Source organism: Stenotrophomonas rhizophila (genome assembly GCF_003751305.1).
GTDB classification, from domain to species: domain Bacteria; phylum Pseudomonadota; class Gammaproteobacteria; order Xanthomonadales; family Xanthomonadaceae; genus Stenotrophomonas; species Stenotrophomonas rhizophila_B.
Window position 1 is genome coordinate 170,800 of sequence record NZ_RJKV01000002.1, and the last position, 22,438, is coordinate 193,237.

The window sequence follows — 22,438 nt, forward strand, 5'->3', positions numbered from 1 at the left end:
GACGTCATCTACTCATGGAGAAACACGCATGCGCAGCAGTCTGTTGATCATGACGATGGCACTGGGGGCGGGCCTCAGCGGCTGCACCCCGCCACCTCCTGCACCGGCGGCGATCGAGACGCCGGCGGGCGTCGCACCGCTGGCGCAGGCGGGTATCCAGATGCGTGAGGTGGCCGAGGATGCCAAGCGCCCCGGCGCCACGACGCTCAAGGACCGCGACGGCAACGCGCTGTCCCTGATCGAGCCCGCCTTCATCACGACGGCCGACATCGCCTCGGTGGCCGTGGGGACCGACGGCCACACCGGCCACGGAACCCTGATCCTGCGCTTCACCGACGCAGCCGCACCGCGCATCCTCGCGGCCACGGAAGCGCGCGTAGCCAAGCGTGTGGCATTTACCGTCGGCGATCAGGTCCTCAATGTCGCCGTCATCGCCGGCCCCTTCGCGCAGTCCATGCAGGTGAGCGGGCTGGACAGCACGGAAGAAGCCCACCGGCTGTATAGGGAGATCACAGGCAAGGCACCCTGAGCCCTGCGTCGGGCTGCGGACCGTTCAGCGGAAATTCGCCTCGATCTGCTCCAGCGATTTGCCCTTGGTCTCCGGCAGCCAGAACGCGGCGATCAGGAAGTACAGCAACGTACAGCCGGCCCAGAAGAAGAACATGCTGGCGTAGCCATGATGGCCGACCGTGGGCAGGAAGATCGCGGCGATCACGGTGGAGACGAACTGGTTGATCAGCAGCGCGATGCTCATGCCGTTGGAGCGGATGCGGGTGGGCATCAGCTCGGACAGCGCCAGCCACACGCACACGCCCGGGCCCACCGCGAAGAACGCGACGAACAGCAGAATGCAGCCGGCGACCAGCCAGCCGTGGGTGGGCGAGGGCACCGGGCCGATCACCGCACGCTCGATCACCAGCGGCGCGTTGGCGGCCTGCGCCGGGTCCGGGAACGGGTTGAGGTGGAGCGTGCGGAAGAAGCGGCCGATCACGCTGTCGGCCGAGACCGCGTCCTCGCGGCGGATCTGCAGCGTGGCATCGATCGGGTTGTCGCTGCGCAGTGAGCGCACGTTGCTGAAGCCGCCGTAGGCATACGACACGGTCAGCTGCTGCGGTGCGGTGCCGGCGTTGCCATCCAGCCGCTGCCATTGCGCGGCATCCAGCGGCAGCGACAGGGTGGTGCCGCTCACCTGCTGCTGCAGCGCGGCCTGCACGTCCAGCCGCCCGCGTTCGCTCTGCACGAACAACAGTGCAGCGGCCAGCAGCGACAGCGTGATGCCACCACTGCCCAACATGAGCAGGAACTTGCGCCCCTTGCGGTCCACCAGCACCAGCGCGACCACGGTCATCACCGCGTTGAGCAGCTTGATCGCCACATCGGCGCCGTTGGCCACCGAGCCGGGCAGGCCGGCCTGGTTGAGGATGTTGACTGCGTAGGCCAGCACCGAGTTGATGCCGGTGGCCTGGGTGAAGGCCAGCACCAGGCAGGCCAGCACGAAGGGCCACACATAGCGGCGGCTGAGCAGCGGGTCGCGCTTGCCGTTGCGGCCGATCTGCATCTCTTCGGGGGCCTGCATGCGCTGCAGCGTCGGCTCGACCTCGTCCGCGGCGACGGTACGCTGCAGGGCGTGGCGGGCTTTGTCGATGCGGCCACGGCGCACCAGCCAGCGCGGGGATTCACTGATCAGCAGCACGCCCCCGGTAAACACCAGGCCTGGCAGCAGACAGCTCCAGAAAATGGTGCGCCAGGCATGGTCCTTGACGTCGAACAGCAGGCGCTGCTGCTCCGCACCGGGCAGATGGCGCACCGCGGCGGTCGCGGCATCCACGGCGTGGGCGTGGTACAGCCCGATCACCGCAGCCAGCACCAGACCAATGGTCAGCAGCAGCTGGAACATCGCCGCGCCACGCCCACGTCGTTCCGGGCTGAGCACTTCGGCCAGATACAGCGGCACCACCACGCCGATCAGCCCGCCGCTGATGCCCTGCAGCAGGCGCCCCATCAACAGCGCGCCATAGCCATCGGACAGGGCCATCACCGGAATGCTCGCGGTAAACAGCACGCCGGCCAGCAGCATCGCGCCACGGCGGCCGATCAGGTCGGCGACCATCCCGGCAAACAGCGAAGACAGCACACTGCCCAGCAGCACCGCGGCCACCACGAAGCCCAGCTGCTGGCTGGTCAGGTGCCAACTCGCGGTGGCGGTGGCCTCCAGATAGGGCAGGGCGCCGGCGATGATGCCGATGTCGATGCCGTAGAGCAGCCCCCCCATGCCGCCGATGAACAACAGATAGCGTACCGGCCAGCGTGGCGCGGAGGCGCCTGCGTGCACGGGCATGGCTGCGGAAACGTCGTTCATCGTGCCGGTCCTGTCTGCAAGTGCGTGCGCCATGGCGGCGCGGGGGTCAACGCTCAGTCGAGCGCGATGTCATCGCCTTCCACCACCGCGCCACGCACGCGCAGGTCGTGGTCGAGTACCACCAGGTCCGCCCAGGCACCGGTCGCGATGCGGCCGCGGTCGTCGATGCCGAGGTAGTCGGCCGGATAGCGCGACAGCCGGTGGGAGGCATCGGCGATGTCCAGGCCGAGCGAGACCAGATTGCGCAGCGCCTGGTCCATGGTCAGCGCACTGCCGGCCAGCGAGCCGCTCGACAAGCGCACGCAGCCCAGGCATTTGTGCACGCGCTGTACGCCAAGCGCGTACTCGCCATCGGGCATGCCGGTGGCGGCAGTCGCATCGGTGACGCAGTACAAACGCGGGATCGCGCGCAGGGCGGTGCGGATCGCGCCGGGATGCACGTGCTGCAGATCGGGAATGAGTTCGGCGTACTGCGCATGCGCCAGTGCAGCGGTCGCGATGCCCGGGTGATAGTGATCCACGCCGGTCATGCCATTGAACAGATGGGTGAACCCGGCCGCACCGGCGTTCAATGCGGCCACGCCGTCTTCGTAGCTGCCGGCACTGTGGCCGAGCTGCACGCGGATGCCGAGCGCACTCAGCGCGGGAATCAGCGCCAGGTGATGGCCGATCTCCGGCGCAAGGGTAAGCACCTTGATCGGTGCGATCGCATGCAGGCGCTGCACGTCGGCCAGCGTGGCCTCGACCACCAGCGGTGGCTGCGCGCCCAAGCGCTGCGCACTGATGAAGGGGCCTTCCAGGTGCACGCCCAGCACGCGGGCCATGCCGGGTTCGCGCGTGGCGATCGCAGCGGAAAGGCCCCGGAGCGCGCACGTGATGTCGTCCTCCTGCGCGGTCATGGTGGTGCCCAGCAGCGCGGTGGTGCCGTGCCGGGCATGCGCACGTGCCACCGTCTGCGCGGTCGTGCCGCCCTGCATGATGTCCACCCCGGCGCCGCCATGCACATGCAGGTCGATGAAGCCGGGCAGGATCAGCGGCACCTCATCGTCGACGCGCGGATCGGCGTGCGCGGTATCGATCGCGGTGATGCGTTGATCGAAATGGAGATCGCCGCGGACCCAACCGGTGTCGGTGAGCAGGCGGCCGTGCAGGGAGCGGGACTCGGTCAAGGCGGGGACTCGGCGATGATCACTTCGACGCCCAGCCGCTGGAGCCCTTCCAGGTACTCGGGCTCGATGCTGCCGTCGGTGATGATGGTATGGACCTGGTCCAGCCGTGCGATGCGGTGCAGGCTGACCCGGCCGAACTTGGAGGCGTCGGTCAGCACCACGATGCGGCGCGCGCGCTCGACCATGCGGTGGTTGAGGCTGGCTTCGGCCTCATGGTGGGTGGTCAGGCCGAACTGCAGGTCCAGGCCATCCACGCCCAGGAACAGGGTGTCGAAGCTGTAGGTGTTGAGGCTCGCCTCAGCCTGGCTGCCATGCAGCGAGAGCGACTGCTTGCGCAGCAGCCCGCCGGTGAGCAGCAGCTCCACGCCGGGCGCGTTGGCCAGCTCCCAGGCGATGTTGAGCCCGTTGGTCATCACCGTGACGTCGCGATGCCCGCGCAGGTGCCGCGCCAGGGTCATCGTGGTCGAGCCGGAGTCGATGATGATGTTGTCGCCGGCCTTGACCAGCTTGGCCGCCTCGATGCCGATGCGGTCCTTCATCGGCAGGTTCAGGGCGTCCTTTTCATGGATGTCCTGTTCCTGCGGCGGCGTGCGCACCAGCGTCGCGCCCCCGTGGGTGCGCGTGGCCAGCCCCTGCGATTCGATGTGGGTCAGGTCGGCGCGGATGGTGACCGCCGAGACCGCAAAGCGCGCCACCAGCTCACTGACCTGCACGTTGCCGTGCTCGACCAGGGTCTGGAGGATCTGTTGGCGGCGCTGCCGGGTGTTTCGCATGGGGGCGATTCCGTTCGAAAGGGAAAGCCGAAGCTTACCGTTCCGAAAGCTCCTTGGCCTGCCGGGTTTCGTTATCCGCCCCTGAGCGGTTGCGATTGCAGGCCCGGGCATACTCGGCCAGGCGCAGCGCCACCTTGTGCTGGATCAGCGCCAACGGCGCCGGCCGCAGCTCACCGGCCTCGATCGCCTTGAGCTGTTCGGGCATGAACTGGCTGAGCAGCATCTGCGGCGGCGCGTGCGCGGTGAGATTGGCGACCAGCGTGTCCAGTGCCGCCTGTACCGCCGGCTCGCCCCAGTAATAGCGGCTGCGGTCGCTGAGCGAATACGCGCGCAGCAGGCGCAGTTCGTGCTCGTCACCCTGGTAGTAGCTGCGCCAGCTGCCCGGTGCGTCGACCATGCAGCGGTCCAGTACCTCGATCAGATGCGAGCATTGCGCGGCGGGCAGCAGTTCGCGCTCGATCATCGCCAGCGCGAACACCGCCTCGCGGAAGGCGTAGGTCGCCGCCGGGCCGACTTTCAGGATCGCGAAGTGATCGCGGACCAGCGCGTGCAGACCGGCTTCGGTCTGGTAATCGGTGGAGTGCGCTTCGAACACGATGCCCGGCTGCCGTTCGACGAAGGCCGAGAGGTCGGCGGCGGCGGCCGGATCGTAGTAGTGCACGCTGCTGTGGTCGAAATCCACGCCAGGCTGCACCACCATCGCGATCACGCGCTCCCAGGCCGGCAACAGGTCCGGGGCGGAGAACGCCTCGCGGTGAATTGCCAACGTGGTCGCTGCGGCCGCCGGCGTCGTGACCTGCAGGCCGCCGGCCAGCGAGGCTTCACCGCCGGGAATCGGTACCTCGGTGCCGATCACGTAGACCGGTGGCGGCAGCCCGTGCTCGGCGGCCGTGCGCTCGGCGATGCGCGCCAGCTCGGCCGAGCGCGCCGCGACGATGGCATCCGGCAACGGGGTCGGGTCATCGGCGCAGGACATGCTGCAGTCCAGGTGGATCTTGTGGAAACCGGCGGCGACATAGGCGGCGATCAGTTCGCGCGCGTTTGCCATTGCGGCGTCTGCCGGGCCCTTCTGCCAGGCGTTGGGACCGAGGTGGTCGCCACCGAGCACCAGCCGCTCGGCCGGGAAACCGGCATCGCGCGCCAGCTGCAGCACGTAGTCGCGGTACTGCGGCGGGGTCATGCCGGTGTAACCGCCGAACTGATCGACCTGGTTGGAGGTCGCCTCGATCAGCAGCAGGGTGTCGTAGCGCTGCGCGACCTGCATCGCCGCCAGCAACACCTGCGCGTTGCTGCAGCAGACGCTGTACAGCCCGACGGGGTGGCCCTGGCGGTGGGCGGCGATCAACGATTGGACGGCGGACATGGCAACTCCAGTAACAGCGGTGTTCAGGGGGAAGGGTGGTGCTGGCGCGCGAGCAGGGCGGCGCCCCGCGCACCGCCGGCGTCGCCGAAGGTGGGCGGCAGGATCGGGGGCACCCGCACACCGGCGAACAGGTAGGGCGCGATCGCGGCCGGCAGATCGCGGTACAGCTGCTCCAGCTTGGAGAGCCCACCGCCGAGCACGATCACGTGTGGGTCCAGCGCAAGGATCAGGCTGGCGAAGCTGTAGCCGAGCAGGTCGCGGTGGATGATCAGGGCCTGCTGCGCGATGGCATCACTGGCCTGGGCGCGTGCGACCACCTCGGCGGCATCGAGCGCGTCGCCGCCACGGCGTTCATGGATCATCGCCAGGCCGCTGCCGGACACGTAACGCTCCAGGCAGCCGCGCAGGCCGCAGCCGCAGTCCAGCACGGGCAGATCGTGGCGCTGCTGCAGCGTGGCCGGCAGGCTCCAGTGGCCCCACTCGCCGGCGATGCCGTTGTGACCGGCGATCAGCCGGCCGCCGACACAGAAGCCACCGCCCGCCCCCGTGCCGAGGATCGCTCCGAACATGCTGGGGTAGCCGGCGGCGGCGCCGTCATGGGCTTCGGACAAAGCAAAACACTGCAGGTCATTGCCCAGCTCCAGCGGGCGCTGCAGGCGTGCCTGCAGGTCCGCACCGACCGTCTGCCCGGTCAGGCTGGGCACGTTGGCACTGAGCTGGCGGCCGCTGACGCGATCACGCACGCCGGGCAGGCCGATGCCGACCCCCAGGCCGCGCTGGCCGAGTGCGGCATCGGCCGCGTCGACCAGATCGACGATCGCCTGCAGGAACGCGGCGTAGTCGCGGGTCGGCGTCGCCACGCGTTGGCGGTGGTGCACGCTCAACGTGGCGTCGCACGCGACCAGTTCGATCTTGGTGCCGCCGATGTCGATCCCGTACCAGGTCTGCATGCGTGCTCAGCCGTGGGGGTGGATGGTCACGCCCTGCACCACACGGTTGACCGTGCCGTCGGGGAAGGGATTGTCCGGGGTCATGCCGAGCGCGGCCGAACGCTGCAGCGCATAGCACTGCGGCACCAGCAGCCACAGCGGGGCCAGCCACGGATCGGGCAGCGCGGGCGCATCGAGCACGAAATCGCCGTCGGCGCGGTCCGCGTCGTCCGACCCGATCGACAGCACCCGCCCGGCGATGCCATCGCGGCGCAGTTCGTTCAACAGGTCCTGCTCGTAGCGGCGGGCCAGCGGCTGTGCGCTGCGCAGCATCACCACCAGGGTCTCGCCGTTGAGGGTGGACTTGGGCCCATGGCGGAACCCCAGCGGCGTATTGGCCAGCGCCAGCACGCGGCCGGCGGTGAGTTCGAGCACCTTCAGCGCGGCCTCGCGGGCGACCGCTTCGAGTGGGCCGCTGCCGAGATAGATGACGCGCGAATACGGCGCCTGGGCGAGGGTGACCACCGCGGCATCCCAGGCATCCAGCGCACGCTCGCCATGGCTGGCCAACGTGCGAAGACGCTCCAGCCGCGCTTCCCACGGGGCGCTGTCGAACGCACTCAGCGCGGCCAGCAGCATGCAGCTCAGGCTGCTGGTCATGGCGAAGGCGCGATCACAGCTGGCCGGTGGCATCAGCAGCGACAACGTATCGCTGCGGCCGTGGCCACGCGTGGCGAGTTCGCCCTCGGCATTGCAGGTGATATCCACGAAGCGCGCGTGCTCCACCTGGTCGCGGACCAGATCGACCGCGGCCACGCTCTCCGGGCTGGAGCCGCTGCGCCCGAACGACACCAGCAGGGTCGGGCGGTCGCGGCGCAGGTACAGCGCCGGATGGGTCAGCAGGCTGGTGGTATGCACGGCACGGACCTCGGCAGGCCACTGCGCATTGATCTGGTCGGCCACCATCTCGGCGATGAAGCCCGAGCTGCCGGCGCCGGTGAAGATCACCAACTGGTTGGGATCGTGCAGGGCCTGCCCGAGGAAGCCATCGACGCGCGCCTGCGCGGCCTCCAGCAGGCTGGCCAGCGCAGCCCACACGCGGGGCTGCTGGGCGATTTCTTCGGCGGTATTGGCGCCACCGAGGCGCTGCCACGTGGGCAAATCAGGGAGCAGAGAAGCGTCCATTCGCAATTCCTGTTGGGCGACCGCACCTTGTGCGTTTTCTTTCGAAATGTCAAATAGCGAAAGATAAAGAAAAGGTCGGTGGGTCACAGTTTTTGTCTTTCACCCGAAGGCCGATGCCGGCTCCTCGTTATGAATTCCGCGCTGCACCAAGGTTTCAGACGATCACAAACGCGCATTCAGGTGGCATTTGGAAAGTGCCACGCTGCCGCATCTTTCGTTTATAGCAAAATATCCTTCCTTTTTCTTTGCAATTTGTTGACATCTTTCGAGACCCTGCCCTAGAGTCGGCCGCACTGGTTTCAGTTTCCCGCTGACCGCGGGCTTGGGGGCAAGGTGGACTTCCGGTTTCGACGCACTGGTCTGACGATCGCACTGCTCACCGCAGTGGCTCTGGCTGCCACTGCCAACGCGGCGCCGGTGGGCAACCTGCGTGCGATCACCGCTGCCCCCGCCAAAGACGGCACCGCCGGCTGGACACTCAGCACCGATACCGGCGCCACGCTGCGCGTGGAGTTGCTGCGCGATGACGTGCTGCGTGTGCGCGCCGGCCGCAACGGCACGCTGACCGATGCCGGTGACAAGGCTGCCCCGATCGTGCTGCCGCAGCCGCCCGCGAAGGTCGCCTTCGAGGTGGAAGAAGATGGCAACGAGGTGCGTATCCGTACCGACGCCCTGGTGCTGCGCATCCAGCGCCAGCCACTGCGTCTGTCGCTGGATCGCCGCGAGGGCGAACGTGATGTCGCGTTGTGGCACGAACTGCAGCCGCTGGATCTGGACAAGGACCAGAGCGTGCAGGTGCTCTCCAGCGAAGGCGATGAGCACTTCTACGGCGGCGGCCAGCAGAACGGTCGCTTCGAGTTCAAGGGCCGCGAACTGGAGGTGTCGTACTCCGGTGGCTGGGAAGAAGGCGATCGCCCCAACCCGGCGCCGATGCTGCTGAGCTCGCGGGGCTGGGGCATGCTGCGCAACACGTGGAGCGACGGCACCTATGATCTGCGCCAGGCCGACCAGGCTACGCTGCTTCACCGCGAAGACCGCTTCGATGCGTACTACTTCGTCGGGCCCAGCCTGCACACCCTGCTGGACCGCTACACCACGCTGACCGGCCGCGCCGGACTGCTGCCGCGCTGGGCGTTCTCCTATGGCGACGCTGACTGCTACAACGACGGCGACAACATCAAGAAGCCCGGCAGCGTGCCCGAAGGCTGGAGCGACGGCCCGACCGGCACCACGCCGGATGTCGTCGACAGCGTGGCCCGGCAGTACCGCGACCACGACATGCCCGGCGGCTGGATCCTGCCCAACGATGGCTACGGCTGCGGCTACAAGAACTTGCCCGAGACCGTGCAGGGCCTGGCCAAGTACGGCTTCAAGACCGGCCTGTGGACCGAGAACGGCGTCGACAAGATCGCCTGGGAAGTCGGTACTGCGGGCAGCCGCGTGCAGAAGCTGGACGTGGCCTGGACCGGCAAGGGCTACCAGTTCGCGATGGACGCCAACCAATCCGCCTTCAACGGCATCCTGAACAACTCCGACTCGCGCCCGTTCCTGTGGACGGTGATGGGCTGGGGTGGCATCCAGCGTTACGCGGTGGCCTGGACCGGCGACCAGAGCAGCAGCTGGGATTACATCCGCTGGCACATCCCGACCCTGATCGGCTCGGGCCTGTCCGGCATGGCCTACGCCAGTGGCGATGTGGACGCGATCTTCGGCGGCAGCGCCGAGACCTTCACCCGTGACCTGCAGTGGAAGAGCTTCACCCCTGTGCTGATGGGCATGTCCGGCTGGTCCGGCAATGCGCGCAAGCACCCGTGGTGGTTCGATGAGCCGTACCGCAGCGTCAACCGCGATTACCTCAAGCTGAAAATGCGCATGACCCCGTACATGTACGGGCTGGCGCATGACGCGGCGACCAGCGGTGCCCCGCTGCTGCGCGCGCTGATGTGGGATTACCCGCAGGATCCGCAGGCGTACACCGAAGCACACAAGTACCAGTTCCTGCTCGGCCGCGAGCTGCTGATCGCGCCGGTGTACCGCAGCCAGGCCGCGAGCCGTGGCTGGCGTCGCGACATCCACCTGCCGCAGGGCCGCTGGATCGACTACTGGGATGGCCGCCAGCTGCAGGCCGGCGCCGAGGGGCGTTCGCTGGATCGTCCGGTCGATCTGGCCACGATCCCGGTGTTCGTGCGCGCCGGGGCGATCATCCCGATGTACCCGGCGATGCTCTACGACGGTGAGAAGCCGCTGGATGAAGTGACCTTCGATCTGTACCCGCAGGGCACCTCGCAGTACACGCTGTACGAAGATGATGGCGCCACCCGCCGCTATGAGAAGGGCGAATCCAGCACGCAGGCGATCACGGTGCAGGCCCCGGCACAGGGGACTGGCGCGGTGCAGGTGCGCATCGAGGCGGTGCAGGGCCAGTACGCCGGCCAGCTGCCGCAGCGCCGTTATGCGCTGCGCGTGCTCAGCCGCCAGCGTCCCGCCGCAGTGATGCTGGACGGCCGTGCGCTGCCGATGCTGGCCGACCAGGCAGACTGGAAGGGCGCCAACGAAGGCTGGTACTTCGACGCGACCGAGCGCCGAGGCACCCTGCACGTGCGCACCGCACCGACCGACATCCGCCAGCCGCTCGCACTGCAGCTGGAGCTGCCGATCGCCGCCGCACCGGCCGACGATGCTTTCCCGGCCGCACCGGAACTGGGCCGCGCGCTGCCCTCCGACAGCCTGCTGGTGGTCAACCGCCCGGCCGAGGAGCAGGGCTACGAGATGGAGAAGGCCTTCGACGATGATCCGGCCACGTGGTTCCGCACCGTGCGCAACCAGGCGGTCAAGACCGGTGCGCACGAGTGGGTGCTGGGCTTCGGCGAACGCAAGCTGATCGACGGCATCGAACTGGCGCCGCGCAACGACCAGCACTGGAAGAGTGGGCAGATCCGCGATTACGAAATCTACATGGCCGACAGCAACGGCGAATGGGGTGAGCCGATCAAGCGCGGCCGCCTGACCCTGCAGCAAGGCGTGCAGCAGATCGATTTCCCCGCCCATGCCGGCCGCCTGCTGCGCTTCCGCGTGCTCAGCACGCAGAACCCGGAAGGCGACGGTGCCAGCGGTGCCGACCCGATGGTGACCGCTGCGCAGGGCAGCGTGGCGCGTGCGGTGGATGCGCTGCAGCCGCGCGATGTCGGCCCGATCGTGCTGTCCACCTTCCACGTGCTGGAGCATCCGCAGCCGGAAGGCCCGGCGCAGCAGTTGTATCTCTCCACGCTGCCCATGCCGGCCCCGCTGAAGGCCAGCGTCGCTGCCGACCACGCCTTCGGTGGCCAGACGGAGATGCGCATGAACGGGCTGCATTTCCGCCGCGGCCTGGGCGTCAACGCCAGCAGCCGGATCGATCTGCAGCTGGGCGGCGGCTGGCGCCTGCTGCGCGCCGATCTGGGGATCGATGATCAGTGCCGCACCGCGGGCGGTATGCAGTTCCAGGTGTGGGGTGACGGTCGGCTGCTGTACGACAGCGGCCTGGTCAATGCACCCGGCGTGGTCAAACCGGAGCTGGACGTGCGCGGCCTGCAGCGGCTGAGCCTGCGCACGCTCGGGGCGCAGGGCGATCACCCCGCGCAGGTCTGTGGCAACTGGGCCAATGCCGCCCTGATCGGACAGGAGGGCGATACCGCCAGCATCGTGTCGCCGTAACCGAACCGCCTTTCGAAACACCGCTCTCTCCCGTTTCCCGTCTGCGGCCGTCTGGCCGCGGCACGGGGGACGTTTGCCCGAAAACACCCATCCACCGCCAGCCCCACGCTGCGGATCGAACAAGGAGCCAAAGATGTTGACCGAACGCCATCGCCATCGCCGCATCACCGCCACCCCCTTGTCCATCGCACTCGGCCTGGCCGTCGCGGTGGTCGGCAGTGCCAGCGCCCAGGACGCAACGCCGGATACCAAAGCCACCGAGCTGTCGCGCATCGAGGTGACCGGCTCCAACATCCGCCGCAGTGATGTGGAAACCGCCTCGCCGGTGCAGGTGATCAGCAAGCAGGACATCGAGAACATGGGCGCGCGCACCCTGCTGCAGGTGCTCGACAACCTGCCGGCCGCACGCCCGGGCCAGCAGGACTCGCGCTCACTGTTCACCGGCTCGGACGGCGCCTCGCAGGCCAACCTGCGTGGCCTCGGCGCGCAGGGCACGCTGGTGCTGCTCAATGGCCGCCGCCTGTCCTACTACGGCGCGCCGGCCGGCTTCCAGACCCAGTTCGTCAACATCGATGCGATCCCCGCCGCAGCGATCGAACGCATGGAAGTGCTGACCGACGGCGCCTCGGCGGTGTACGGTACCGATGCGGTGGCCGGCGTGATCAACGTGATCACCAAACGCTCCTACCAGGGCGCGGAGATCAACCTCACCACGGACAAGTCTTCGCGGATCAGCTCCTACGGTGAACACCAGGGCAGCATCACCGCCGGCTTCGGCGATCTGGATGAAGACCGCTACAACGTCTACGCCTCGGTCAATCTGTACCGGCGCGATGCGATCCCGCTGAGCGACTTCTACGACAAGCGGCCCGACCAGTACTACGTCAACAACCCCAACTACCTTCCCAACCTGCGCCTGGGCACCGGCAGCAAGCCGGGCGAGTTCAACCCGGGCAGCTACTTCGCCTTCGATCCGGTCACCGGCCGCCGCGTGCAGGAAGCCGCGCCAGGCTGCAACAACGTGCTCACCAGCGAAGCGGCCGGCCCGCGCTGTATCTGGGAGACGTGGATGAACAACGAGATCGACGCCGGCGCCAAGTCCGAGCGCAACACGGCGTACGTCAACGCCCACTTCCTGATCGGTGACAGCACCGAAGCCTTCGCCGAGGCGACCTACACCGACATCGACCTGACCGCCAACGGCGGTACGCCGCGCGCCTACGGCACCACCACCGGCAACCCGACCAGCTGGTTCTCGCGCAACACCGGCACCACGGTCAACCAGTTCCTGTATCCGTACCTGGGCCCGAACAACGAATACAACAATGCCTCGCCCGAACTGAAGGCACTGATGGGCGGCGTGGTTGGCCTGCAGTACCTGCTGCAGGACGTGGGTGCCAACCACTTCGGCCAGCGCAACACCGATCAGAGCTACCGCGTGGTGGCCGGAATGCGCGGTGACATCGGCGACTGGAACTGGGAAACCGCGTTCGCCACCGCCGGCAGCCACTCGGTCACCTACCAGACCACCAACGTCAACCTGGCCGGCTTCGAGAAGGCCTTCGGCCCGTATTCTGTCGATCCGGGCACCGGCCGCGTGATCATTTCCGATCACCCGGCGTACAAATTCGGTGAGATCAGCGAGGCCAACGCCGCCCTGATCCGTGAAGCATTCCCGACCTTCGACATCCAGTCCTGGACGCGCCTGCATACCCTGGACGGCAAGATCGAAGGTCCGCTGTTCCAGATGCCGGCCGGCGAAGTGCGTGCGGCCTTCGGCTTCAACGCCAGCCGCGAGACCTTCTACACGCCCGGCAACCCGGACGCGGCCAACGGCCTGATCACCCAGCAGGGTGGCTCGTGGTTCGACGGCAAGCGCAATACCTATGCGCTGTTCGCCGAGACGGTGGCGCCGCTCAACGAGAAGCTGGAACTGGACGCCGCACTGCGCGTGGACAAATATCCGGACTTCAGCGCCAACCTGGCCCCGAAGATCGGCCTGAAGTACCAGATGTTCGATCAGCTGATGCTGCGCGGCACTTACTCCACCGGCTTCCGCGCCCCCAGCCTGGCCGAGTCCGGCAACGGCGGCGTGTTCGCCCAGCTGGGCGGCTACCGCGATGAAGTGCGTTGCAACGAGACCAACGCCATCGCCAACCTGCTGTTGCAGTCGCAGCGCGGGGGGGATGTCGACCTCGGCAGTACGCTGCTCAATACCGACTGCAGCCGCACCGTGGCGCGCATGACCCAGCCCAACCCGGATCTGAAGCCGGAGAAGGCCAAGATCACCACGCTCGGCTTCGTCTACGAGCCGACGCAGTGGTTGTCGGTGTCGGCCGATTACTGGTTCATCTACCGCAGCAATGAAATCGTCGCCCCGGATTTCACCCGCGACGAAGACATCATCTCTTCCACCCGTTCGCCGATCACCGAAAGCGACCGCGCCAACCTGGCCGCGCTGGCGGCGATGTGCGCCGACCCGGCCAGCGGCGTCGCCTGTCCCGGCACGCTGCCCGGCTACAGCGTGGGCAACGTGGCCAGCGTGGTGGGCCAGTACAAGAACCGTGGCAAGACCCTGATCGACGGCTTCGACATCGATGCACGCAGCCGCTTCTCGCTGGGCGAGTGGGGCAACCTCAACATCGGCGTGGCCGCCACCATCGCCAACCGCAACCGTTCCTACCTGGATGATGAAAGCGGCTGGTACTACGGCGACCTGGTCGGCTACTACAACAACCCGCGCCTGCGCGCTACGTTGAACGCGGACTGGAGCTACAAGCAGGTCACCACCAGCGTCTTCGTCAATTACGTGGGCGGCACCAAATGGGCGCTGCAGCAGATCGACGAGGAAGACAACAACCCGCAGACCTGCACCGCCGGCTACCTGCCGGTGGAGCAGAGCAAGTGCGATGGCGCCCCGTCGTGGTGGACCGCCAACCTGAGCGTGGCCTGGCGTCCGGATGCCCACTGGAACGTCGGATTCACCATCAAGAACCTGTTCGACCGCCTGCCGTTCTATGACCCGAACAGCTTCCTCGGCGATTCCAGCGATTACGCCACCATCTTCGGTCGCGGCTACAGTCTGACCGTCGGCTACAAATTCTGATGCATCCCTCGCGCCGGTCCTGGCCGGCGCGATCTTCACACGAGGTACTGTCCATGAAACGCAGAGAATTCATCGCCGCCAGCGCGGCCGTCGCCGCCACCAGCCTGCTGCCGAACACGCCTGCCTGGGCGCGCGGTCGCAAGGTACGGCTGGGCCTGATCGGCACTGGCATGCGCGGCCAGGTGTTGCTGAAGGAACTGGTCCGCCGCGATGACGTGGAGGTGGTCGCGCTGTGCGACATCGAGCCGATCATGCTCAAGCGCGGCATGGACATGGTCGCCAAGGCCGGCAAGCCGGCGCCCAAGGCGTACGGCCAGGACGGCGACGTCAACGCCTGGAAGCGGCTGATCGAGCAGCGCGGCCTGGACGGCGTGATCATCGCCACGCCCTGGGAGTACCACGCACCGATGGCGATCGCGGCCATGCAGGCCAAGGTCGCGGTGGGCTGCGAAGTGGTCGCCGGCATCACCCTGCAGGACCATTGGGACGTGCTCAAGACCCAGCTGTCCACCGGCACGCCCTACATGCTGCTGGAGAACGTCTGCTATCGCCGCGATGTGATGGCGGCGCTGCAGATGGTGCGCCAGGGCCTGTTCGGTGAACTGGTGCACCTGCAGGGCGGCTACCAGCACGACCTGCGCGGGGTGAAGTTCAACTCCGGCGACCCCAGCCAGCCGTATGACAGCGGCGTGGAGTTCGGTGCCAAGGGCTGGTCCGAAGCACGCTGGCGCACCGAGCATTCGGTGCAGCGCAACGGTGAGCTGTACCCCAGCCACGGCATCGGCCCGTGTGCGATGTACACCGGCATCAACCGTGGGAACCGCTTCACCCATATCAACGCGTTCGCCAGCAAGGCGCGTGGCCTGCACGAGTACACCGTGGCCAAGAGCGGTGGCACCACCCACCCGAGTACCAAGGTGGCCTTCAAGCTCGGCGACATCGTCACCACCACCCTGGCCTGCGAAAACGGCGAGACCATCCTGCTGCAGCACGATACCTCGCTGCCGCGCCCGTACTCGATGGGGTTCCGCGTGCAGGGCACCAAGGGCCTGTGGATGGATGTGAACCAGTCCATCCACATCGAAGGGCGCAGCCCGCCGCACAAGTGGGAACCGTTCCAGGCCTATCAGGACCAGTACGAGCACCCGCTGTGGAAGCAGCACGCCGCGACCGCCGCCAGCGCTGGCCACGGCGGCATGGACTGGTTCGTCATCCATGCCTTCGTGGAGGCTCTCAAGGCCAAGGCACCGATGCCGATCGACATCTACGATGCAGTCACCTGGAGCGCGATCACGCCGCTGTCGGAGCAGTCCATCGCCAACAGTTTTCAGACGCTGGAATTCCCGGATTTCACCGCCGGCCTGTGGAACCAGCGCAAGCCGATCTTTGCGTTTGATGGGACGTACTGAGCGATATCGCCCGCCATCGTCCTGTTACGCGTGGACTGCACAGTAATCCCCCACCGGACGATCCTTTGTCGCATCGCCTGTGCGGCACCCGAGCCGGTGCCGCGCAGGGGCGCGGCCTTGCAATGGACGGCGAGCAGACTATCGCGTCGACTTGATCGGACTGATTCGACCGCTCGACGCTCGCAAATGCGGAATCTTGAACAGCGAGCCGGCACTGGTGAGCTCCGCGAGCTGCATCATCTTGGGCCACCACTCCAGCAGCCTCGCCGCAAAATCGTAAGGCCCCAGCGTCTGCCAGCCTTTGGCCAGTACGAATACGGTCAGGCCCAGCCGCGCTATCGCTTCCCGTTCTGCAGGACGACGGTGATGATGATCCTGAGTGACGTGTACGGAGATGCCCCGGCGAATGGCTTCGTCGAAAAGCGCCAGGTCCTTTGTTCCTTTGGACACAAACTCGCGAACGTGTACGACTTCATGGCCTTCAACGCGGGCAATGGAATCGATGGATCTGGCCAGAGCCGGCGGAAGGTTCTCGTCAATCTGCGCCTTCAAGGCGCTACCTGCCTTTCGAAGGCAATGGCTTTGCGCACTTCTGCCAGCGAAACATCGTAAAGGCGAGCAACGCGATGTTCATCGCCATCTGCGGCACGCAGCGCTTCGACGATGGCGATGGTCGGCACGCCAGACTGCTCCAAGATGGGTTGGCCGAAACTACGCTCCGGGTCGAAGACCACGACGCGCGAGCCCTTCATCGGGAACCAACGGGCTGCCTTGTCATCGACATTGAGTTCGATGCCCTCACGCAACGAAGGCGCGATGATCTTCTTCATCACGTCTTGGCGCTTGACGACGTCAACCAGTGCAGCATCACCGCTCTCATCGAGCAGCTCCATGAAGATACGGCGCCCGTCAGTTTTGAACGTGGTGCTGGTGAACGGGTACTGTTTGCCGAGCCGCTCGTGCAGTTCGTCTATCGTGCGCCGGACAAGATTCAACGGCACGCCGCATGCGACGAAGGTCCGGACAAAGCGAAGTTCGATCAGATCGCGGAACCCGATCCCGTCAATTCCGCTACCTGCCCATTGTGGTGGCCAGAGTGGGGCGTGCACCGCGCTGTACTCGCCCTGACGACTTGAATAGCCCTTGAGCCAACGGCGCAACTCGCTTGGTTTGCCACCAATGAACCGTGCGGCATCGGCGTACGAGTACAGACCGAGGCCGAACGTCTCCTGCGCTGGCAGAGCGGTTCCCATGGGATGAGTCTACTCAATGTCCGACAGCACGGAGGTGCCTGATTCCCAACGTGGGACGTGCGCATCACAACCGATGCGACGGAATGCTGGCTATGGTGGCCTCGGGAGTGGCAGGTCTGTGACAGGCACGCACAGCCAAAAGCATGGCAAGGATGGTGCGCCCGGAGGGATTCGAACCCCCGACCAATGGCTTCGGAAGCCACTACTCTATCCGGCTGAGCTACGAGCGCGTTGTGTCCTGCGTCCCGCCGGGCCGCCTGATGGGGCCACGGACCGCCAAAGCGGCGCGGGAGGAGCATTCTATCCGTAAACGCCGCGCAGGTCTGCCCCCTGTACCGACGTGCCCGGCGACGGCGCGCCCGACCAGCCCAGGCGGTATCCTTTACCGATGGCTTACGAACGTTTTGAAGCGCCCGAGGCGGCGCCCCCGTCGCGCTGGCGGCACTACTGGAAACTGATGCGCGCCGACCGCCCGATCGGCACCCTGCTGCTGCTCTGGCCCACCTGGTGGGCGCTGTGGCTGGCCTCCGGCGGGCCGCCGCCGCTGTGGACGCTGTTCGTGTTCACCGCCGGCGTCTGGCTGACCCGCTCGGCCGGCTGTGTGATCAACGATTACGCCGACCGCTGGCTGGACCCGCACGTCAAGCGCACCAAGGACCGCCCGCTGGCCAGCGGCGCTGTCTCCGGCCGCGAGGCGCTGGCCCTGTTCGCCGGGCTGATGATCGTCGCCTTCGCCCTGGTGCTGACCCTGAACTGGCTCACCATCGGCATGAGCTTCATCGGCGTGTTCCTGGCCGCCAGCTACCCCTACCTCAAGCGCTACACCCACCTGCCGCAGGTCTATCTCGGCATGGCCTTCGGCTGGGGCATCCCCATGGCCTTCGCCGCGGTGCAGGGCGAGGTGCCGGTCATTGGCTGGCTGCTGTACGGCGCCAACATCCTGTGGTCCACCGCGTATGACACCTGGTATGCCATGGTCGACCGCGATGACGACCTGAAGATGGGCTCGCATTCCACCGCGATCCTCTTCGGGGATCTGGACCTGGTCATCCAAGGCATTCTCTACGCGCTGTTCCTGGCCACGATGGCGCTGGTCGGCCTGCGCGCCGGCCTGGGCGTCTATTACGGCCTCGGCGTGGGCGTGGCCGCCGGCCTGATCGCCTACGAGTTCTGGATCGCCCGCAAGCGCGAGCGCGACCCGTGCTTCAAGGCGTTCCTGCACAACAACTGGGTAGGTGCGGCGCTGTTCGCCGGCATCGCGGTATCGCTGGCGCTGCGCTGAGGTGGCCACCCGACCAACGGTCGGGTGCTACCCGTAACGCGCGCAGTGGTAGTGCCGGCCGTTGGCCGGCTCCCGATCACCTCGCAGAGCCGGGCAGCGCCCGGCACTACGACCATTAGGCGACTGACAGCGCTGTTCCCAACGCCCAGAATCGCTCCCATTGAATGATCGGGGAGGGCGGGGCCATGAATACGTCGACGGTGGTGCAGGACGGCTGGATGGCGCGCGCGGCACTGCGCTCGGCGGCCTGGGCGGAAAAATGGTTCCCTGACGCCTACGTGTTCGCGGTACTCGGCGTGGTCATCGTCGCGGCCGCCGCGATGGGCTTCGGTGCGACCCCGCAGGCCACCGCCACGGCATTCGGTGAAGGCTTCTGGAGCCTGATCCCCTTCACCATGCAGATGGCCTTCGTGGTCATCGGCGGCTATGCGGTGGCGACCGCACCGATCGTGGCGCGCTTCATCGAGCTGCTGGCCCGTGTGCCCAAGACCGGCCGTGGCGCGGTGGTCTATGTCGGCCTGATCAGCATGCTCGCCTCGCTGCTCAGCTGGGGCTTCTCGCTGGTGTTCGGCGGGCTGCTGGTGCGCGCGCTGGCCCGTCGTGAATCACTCAACATGGACTACCGCGCCGCCGGTGCCTCGGCCTACCTCGGCCTCGGCGCGGTCTGGGCGATGGGCCTGAGCTCCTCGGCCGCCCAGCTGCAGGCCAACCCGGCCAGCATGCCGCCCGGCCTGGTGGAAATCACCGGCGTGCTGCCCTTCACCGAGACGATCTTCCTGTGGCAGTCGATCGCGCTGACATCCGCACTGATCCTGGTGTCGCTGCTGATTGCCTGGCTGACCGCACCCGGCGCCGCCACCGCGCGCACCGCCAAGGACTTCGAAGGCGCCGCCCGCGCCGAGGCCGAGCCGCTGCAGCCGCGCACCCGCCCCGGCGAGTGGCTGGAGTACAGCCCGCTGCTGACCGTGCTGCTCTCGCTGCTCGCGTTCGGCTGGCTGTTCGGCGAGTTCGCGAGCAAGCCGGTGGTCACCGCCATCGCCAACCTCAACACCTACAACTTCCTGTTCATCTCGCTCGGCCTGCTGCTGCACTGGCGCCCGCGCAGCTTCCTCAACGCGGTGGCCAAGGCCGTCCCCAGCACCACCGGCGTGCTGATCCAGTTCCCGCTGTACGGCGGCATCGCGATGATCCTCACCCACGCCACCGGCAGTGGCGATGAGACCCTCGCCCATCGCCTCTCCACGTTGTTCGTGCACATCGCCACCACCGACACCTTCGCGCTGGTGATGGGCGTCTACTCGGCGGTGCTCGGCTTCTTCGTGCCCTCCGGCGGCGGCAAGTGGATCATTGAGGCGCCGTACGTGATGCAGGCGGCCAACGAACTCAAGGCCCACCTGGGCTGGGCGGTGCAGGTCTACAACGCGGCCGAGGCGCTGCCGAACCTGATCAACCCGTTCTGGATGCTGCCGCTGCTGGGCGTACTCGGCCTGAAGGCCCGCGACATCGTCGGCTTCACCTTCATACAGCTGCTGGTGCACATCCCGCTGGTGCTTGGCCTGTTGTGGCTGCTCGGCATGACGCTGACCTACGTGCCGCCGGTGATGCCGTGATCGTCATCTGCGCGTCATCTGCACTCTCAGGCTCAACCATGCCCTGTTCAGTGGCGCGTCGAGGGGGTTTGCAAGGCAGTGGAATAAGGGAATTCGAACCGTTCATAAGCAGGGAAACCCCTACTGCTGCATGGGCCCTGACAGTGCGGAAGACGTCGGCGCGGATGCGTTGACGTGTTCGTATGCAAACCCGCACACGTCGTTAACCTGCCGCTGCAGAGGATGGCCCCGACCGCGACATTCCGTTTGCGGCAACCGGAGAATCGAGATGGCTCAGCAGAACCAGCAGAACCCGAATCAGCGCGGTGAACAGCAGGAACGCGGTCGCGACCAGCAGCAGCAACAGCAGCAGGAACAGCAGCAGCGCAACCAGAACCAGCAGCAGGGCGGCCAGCAGGACGAGGAAGAGTGAGCCCAGCCGGCTGTTGTGTGAACTGAAGCCCCGCTACGGCGGGGCTTCGTTCGTTCGGGCCTGCTCAGGCCGAGCGCAGGTGCCAGCCCAGTGCTGCGTCTTCCACAGCCGCCCCAGGCACCACGTCATGCAGCACAACGCGGAGGCGGCGCGCATTCGGCAGCACTTTCTGCTCCGGGAACCAGCGGCGCGTCGCATCGACCACGATCAACAGGCCTTCGTCATCGCCGAGTGGTGCGAAGTGCGGCGTGGGCTGTGACAACGGATTCAACCCGAAGGCCGCCTCGGCCTTCGCCTGCACTTCGCCCACGTGTTCAGCGGGCAGGCCGACCTCGCTGATGCAGGTCATCTCGCTGCCATGGAACTCGCCCTGACGCTCGCCGGCAGGCAAGCGCCGCCGCGCGATCAACTCCAGGATCAGACCGTCCGGGCCGGTGAAATAGATCGACTCCGAATCCCAGCGACCATCGAACGTAAAGTGGTCATGGCCTTTCAGATCGCGCTGCAGGGTGGCGCGCGCTTTGAGCCAGTCGGTAGCCGCCTCGAATCGATTGGCCGGTACGTTGAACGCCAGGTGCACACCGCCGACCGGGTTCGATCCTGCGGGTTGCAGCTGCAGGGTGCTCCAGCCGATGCGCACGGCCGAGCCCTCGACCGGCAGCTGAAGTTCATCGCGGAAGTACGCCACGGTGGCGGCGACATCGGACACGGGAAGATCGATATGGTGGATGCGCATGGTGGTGCAATTCTCCACATGGATACGTCGACATTCTGCCGCAGATGCGTGTGTCTCAGTGATGAACCCGATGCACCACAAGCCGATCGCGGTCACCCATCACCGGGCATTGCTGCCGCATTTGCTACAACGATGTATCGATGCCGGGACGCACCACCGGCGCACCACACACCACTATCAGAGGAGTCGTCCCGCGATGGGCATGCTGGTCGAGGGAACATGGCAGGAAGGCACCGCGGGTGCCGCTGACAAGGACGGTCATTTCAAGCGCGAGGAATCCACCTTCCGCGATTGGTTGAGCGCCGACGGCAGTGCTGGCCCGAATGGCGAGCCTGGTGTCAAAGCGGCGCCTGGGCGGTTCCGCCTGTATGTAAGTCTCGCCTGCCCGTGGGCACATCGCACGTTGATCGTGCGCGCGCTGAAGGGCTTGGAAGATCTGGTGCCGGTGTCGGTGGTCAACTGGCACATGGCCGAGCAGGGTTGGAACTTTGAGCCCGGCCCGCAGGTGACGCCGGAGCCCGAACGCGGTGCACGCTATCTGCATGAACTGTATGCCGCCGCCAAGCCGGGAATGACCGGCAAGGTGACCGTGCCGGTGCTCTGGGATCGCGAGCGCGGGAGGATCGTCAGCAATGAATCGGCGGACATCATCCGGATGTTCAACACTGCCTATGACGGGTTGGGTGCGAAAGCCGGTGACTTCTATCCGGCAGCGCTGCGTGCTGAGATCGACGCGATCAACGAACGCGTCTATGCCACCGTCAACAACGGCGTGTACCAAGCGGGTTTTGCGTCAACGCAGGAGGCGTACGAAGAGGCCATCGGGCCTTTGTTCGATTCACTCAGCTGGTTGGGCGAGCGCCTTCAGCGACGCGAGTGGCTGGTGGGCGATGCCATGACCGAAGCCGATATCCGTCTGTTCACCACCTTGATCCGCTTCGATTCGGTCTACTACGTGCACTTCAAGTGCAACGTGCGGCGCATTGCGGACTTCGCTGGCCTGCATGCGTTCGTGGCGCGGATGATGGCGATTCCCGAGGTGGCGGATACGGTGAACTTCCAGCACATCAAGCATCACTATTACGAGAGCCATGGGCATCTCAATCCGTCGGGGATCGTGCCGGTGGGGCCGGAGCGGGCTTACTGAGGCGGCTGCCAA

The 22,438-nt window shown here is 66.7% G+C and carries 17 protein-coding genes and 1 tRNA gene; 8 read left to right on the plus strand and 10 right to left on the minus strand.

Annotated features, from left to right (window positions below; translation table 11 throughout):
* Nucleotides 1–28 precede the first annotated feature (28 nt).
* A complete protein-coding gene (locus EDF74_RS09390) occupies nt 29–529 on the plus strand; it encodes a SecDF P1 head subdomain-containing protein (protein WP_123729902.1) in 501 nt (166 codons plus the stop codon).
* A gap of 24 nt (nt 530–553) precedes the next feature.
* Here EDF74_RS09390 and EDF74_RS09395 read toward each other — a convergent pair whose 3' ends face one another.
* From EDF74_RS09395 to EDF74_RS09420, 6 genes are read right to left on the minus strand one after another with little or no spacing between them, the layout of a single operon-like run.
* Nucleotides 554–2,359, minus strand: coding sequence for an MFS transporter (locus EDF74_RS09395; RefSeq protein WP_123729903.1), 1,806 nt, complete (start codon nt 2,357–2,359; stop codon nt 554–556).
* Nucleotides 2,360–2,412: 53 nt separating this feature from the next.
* On the minus strand, nt 2,413–3,528 hold the full coding sequence (gene nagA, locus EDF74_RS09400) for an N-acetylglucosamine-6-phosphate deacetylase (protein WP_123729904.1): 1,116 nt from the start codon (nt 3,526–3,528) through the stop codon (nt 2,413–2,415).
* Complete coding sequence (locus EDF74_RS09405) at nt 3,525–4,301, minus strand: DeoR family transcriptional regulator (RefSeq protein ID WP_123729905.1); 777 nt, start codon at nt 4,299–4,301, stop codon at nt 3,525–3,527. The genes nagA and EDF74_RS09405 overlap by 4 nt, the downstream gene beginning before the upstream one ends.
* 34 nt (nt 4,302–4,335) lie before the next feature.
* Nucleotides 4,336–5,664 (minus strand): D-tagatose-bisphosphate aldolase, class II, non-catalytic subunit, encoded by a 1,329-nt coding sequence (locus EDF74_RS09410; RefSeq protein WP_123729906.1) that lies wholly within the window; start codon nt 5,662–5,664, stop codon nt 4,336–4,338.
* Nucleotides 5,665–5,687: 23 nt separating this feature from the next.
* Complete coding sequence (locus tag EDF74_RS09415; protein WP_123729907.1) at nt 5,688–6,614, minus strand: ROK family protein; 927 nt, start codon at nt 6,612–6,614, stop codon at nt 5,688–5,690.
* Nucleotides 6,615–6,620: 6 nt separating this feature from the next.
* Nucleotides 6,621–7,778: an SIS domain-containing protein gene (locus EDF74_RS09420; RefSeq protein WP_123729908.1), complete on the minus strand. Its 1,158-nt coding sequence runs from the start codon at nt 7,776–7,778 to the stop codon at nt 6,621–6,623.
* A gap of 333 nt (nt 7,779–8,111) precedes the next feature.
* Here EDF74_RS09420 and EDF74_RS09425 point away from each other — a divergent pair, with 333 nt between their 5' ends.
* The 3 genes from EDF74_RS09425 (at nt 8,112) to EDF74_RS09435 (ending at nt 15,986) form a co-directional block, all read left to right on the plus strand.
* Nucleotides 8,112–11,471, plus strand: coding sequence for a TIM-barrel domain-containing protein (locus EDF74_RS09425; RefSeq protein WP_123729909.1), 3,360 nt, complete (start codon nt 8,112–8,114; stop codon nt 11,469–11,471).
* 133 nt (nt 11,472–11,604) lie between these two features.
* Nucleotides 11,605–14,577, plus strand: a complete 2,973-nt coding sequence (locus EDF74_RS09430) for a TonB-dependent receptor plug domain-containing protein (RefSeq protein ID WP_123729910.1) — start codon at nt 11,605–11,607, stop codon at nt 14,575–14,577.
* A 53-nt stretch (nt 14,578–14,630) separates the two neighbouring features.
* Nucleotides 14,631–15,986 carry a Gfo/Idh/MocA family protein gene (locus EDF74_RS09435; RefSeq protein WP_123729911.1) on the plus strand — a complete coding sequence of 452 codons (1,356 nt, stop codon included), beginning with the start codon at nt 14,631–14,633 and terminating at the stop codon, nt 15,984–15,986.
* A 138-nt stretch (nt 15,987–16,124) separates the two neighbouring features.
* Here the strand turns inward: EDF74_RS09435 and EDF74_RS09440 are convergent, their stop codons facing one another.
* The 3 genes from EDF74_RS09440 to EDF74_RS09450 all read right to left on the minus strand — a co-directional run bounded on the left by EDF74_RS09440 (nt 16,125) and on the right by EDF74_RS09450 (nt 17,469).
* Nucleotides 16,125–16,538: a DUF5615 family PIN-like protein gene (locus EDF74_RS09440; RefSeq protein WP_123729912.1), complete on the minus strand. Its 414-nt coding sequence runs from the start codon at nt 16,536–16,538 to the stop codon at nt 16,125–16,127.
* Nucleotides 16,535–17,239 (minus strand): DUF433 domain-containing protein, encoded by a 705-nt coding sequence (locus EDF74_RS09445; RefSeq protein WP_123729913.1) that lies wholly within the window; start codon nt 17,237–17,239, stop codon nt 16,535–16,537. The genes EDF74_RS09440 and EDF74_RS09445 overlap by 4 nt, the downstream gene beginning before the upstream one ends.
* A 153-nt stretch (nt 17,240–17,392) precedes the next feature.
* A tRNA-Arg gene (locus EDF74_RS09450) sits at nt 17,393–17,469 on the minus strand.
* Nucleotides 17,470–17,627: 158 nt separating this feature from the next.
* Between EDF74_RS09450 and ubiA the strand changes: the two genes are divergently transcribed.
* From ubiA to EDF74_RS18225, 3 genes are all read left to right on the plus strand, one after another.
* On the plus strand, nt 17,628–18,521 hold the full coding sequence (gene ubiA / locus EDF74_RS09455; RefSeq protein WP_123729914.1) for a 4-hydroxybenzoate octaprenyltransferase: 894 nt from the start codon (nt 17,628–17,630) through the stop codon (nt 18,519–18,521).
* Nucleotides 18,522–18,739: 218 nt separating this feature from the next.
* On the plus strand, nt 18,740–20,131 hold the full coding sequence (locus EDF74_RS09460) for a short-chain fatty acid transporter (RefSeq protein WP_428999169.1): 1,392 nt from the start codon (nt 18,740–18,742) through the stop codon (nt 20,129–20,131).
* A gap of 268 nt (nt 20,132–20,399) precedes the next feature.
* Entirely contained in the window at nt 20,400–20,543 is a 144-nt protein-coding gene (locus EDF74_RS18225; RefSeq protein WP_179459806.1) for a hypothetical protein, read from the plus strand.
* Between the two features lie 64 nt (nt 20,544–20,607).
* Here the strand turns inward: EDF74_RS18225 and EDF74_RS09465 are convergent, their stop codons facing one another.
* On the minus strand, nt 20,608–21,279 hold the full coding sequence (locus EDF74_RS09465) for a VOC family protein (protein WP_123729916.1): 672 nt from the start codon (nt 21,277–21,279) through the stop codon (nt 20,608–20,610).
* A 196-nt stretch (nt 21,280–21,475) separates the two neighbouring features.
* Here EDF74_RS09465 and EDF74_RS09470 point away from each other — a divergent pair, with 196 nt between their 5' ends.
* On the plus strand, nt 21,476–22,426 hold the full coding sequence (locus EDF74_RS09470; RefSeq protein ID WP_123729917.1) for a glutathione S-transferase family protein: 951 nt from the start codon (nt 21,476–21,478) through the stop codon (nt 22,424–22,426).
* Nucleotides 22,427–22,438 lie beyond the last annotated feature (12 nt).

Bases quoted from the DNA above. Each gene is read 5' to 3' on its own strand.
- EDF74_RS09405 (WP_123729905.1), bottom strand. From the start codon at position 4,301: ATGCGAAACACCCGGCAGCGCCGCCAACAGATCCTCCAGACCCTGGTC.
- EDF74_RS18225 (WP_179459806.1), top strand. From the start codon at position 20,400: ATGGCTCAGCAGAACCAGCAGAACCCGAATCAGCGCGGTGAACAGCAG.
- EDF74_RS09415 (WP_123729907.1), bottom strand. From the start codon at position 6,614: ATGCAGACCTGGTACGGGATCGACATCGGCGGCACCAAGATCGAACTG.
- EDF74_RS09435 (WP_123729911.1), top strand. From the start codon at position 14,631: ATGAAACGCAGAGAATTCATCGCCGCCAGCGCGGCCGTCGCCGCCACC.
- EDF74_RS09460 (WP_428999169.1), top strand. From the start codon at position 18,740: ATGGCGCGCGCGGCACTGCGCTCGGCGGCCTGGGCGGAAAAATGGTTC.
- EDF74_RS09395 (WP_123729903.1), bottom strand. From the start codon at position 2,359: ATGAACGACGTTTCCGCAGCCATGCCCGTGCACGCAGGCGCCTCCGCG.
- ubiA (WP_123729914.1), top strand. From the start codon at position 17,628: ATGGCTTACGAACGTTTTGAAGCGCCCGAGGCGGCGCCCCCGTCGCGC.
- EDF74_RS09445 (WP_123729913.1), bottom strand. From the start codon at position 17,239: ATGGGAACCGCTCTGCCAGCGCAGGAGACGTTCGGCCTCGGTCTGTAC.
- EDF74_RS09430 (WP_123729910.1), top strand. From the start codon at position 11,605: ATGTTGACCGAACGCCATCGCCATCGCCGCATCACCGCCACCCCCTTG.
- EDF74_RS09470 (WP_123729917.1), top strand. From the start codon at position 21,476: ATGGGCATGCTGGTCGAGGGAACATGGCAGGAAGGCACCGCGGGTGCC.
- EDF74_RS09390 (WP_123729902.1), top strand. From the start codon at position 29: ATGCGCAGCAGTCTGTTGATCATGACGATGGCACTGGGGGCGGGCCTC.
- EDF74_RS09465 (WP_123729916.1), bottom strand. From the start codon at position 21,279: ATGCGCATCCACCATATCGATCTTCCCGTGTCCGATGTCGCCGCCACC.
- EDF74_RS09420 (WP_123729908.1), bottom strand. From the start codon at position 7,778: ATGGACGCTTCTCTGCTCCCTGATTTGCCCACGTGGCAGCGCCTCGGT.
- EDF74_RS09410 (WP_123729906.1), bottom strand. From the start codon at position 5,664: ATGTCCGCCGTCCAATCGTTGATCGCCGCCCACCGCCAGGGCCACCCC.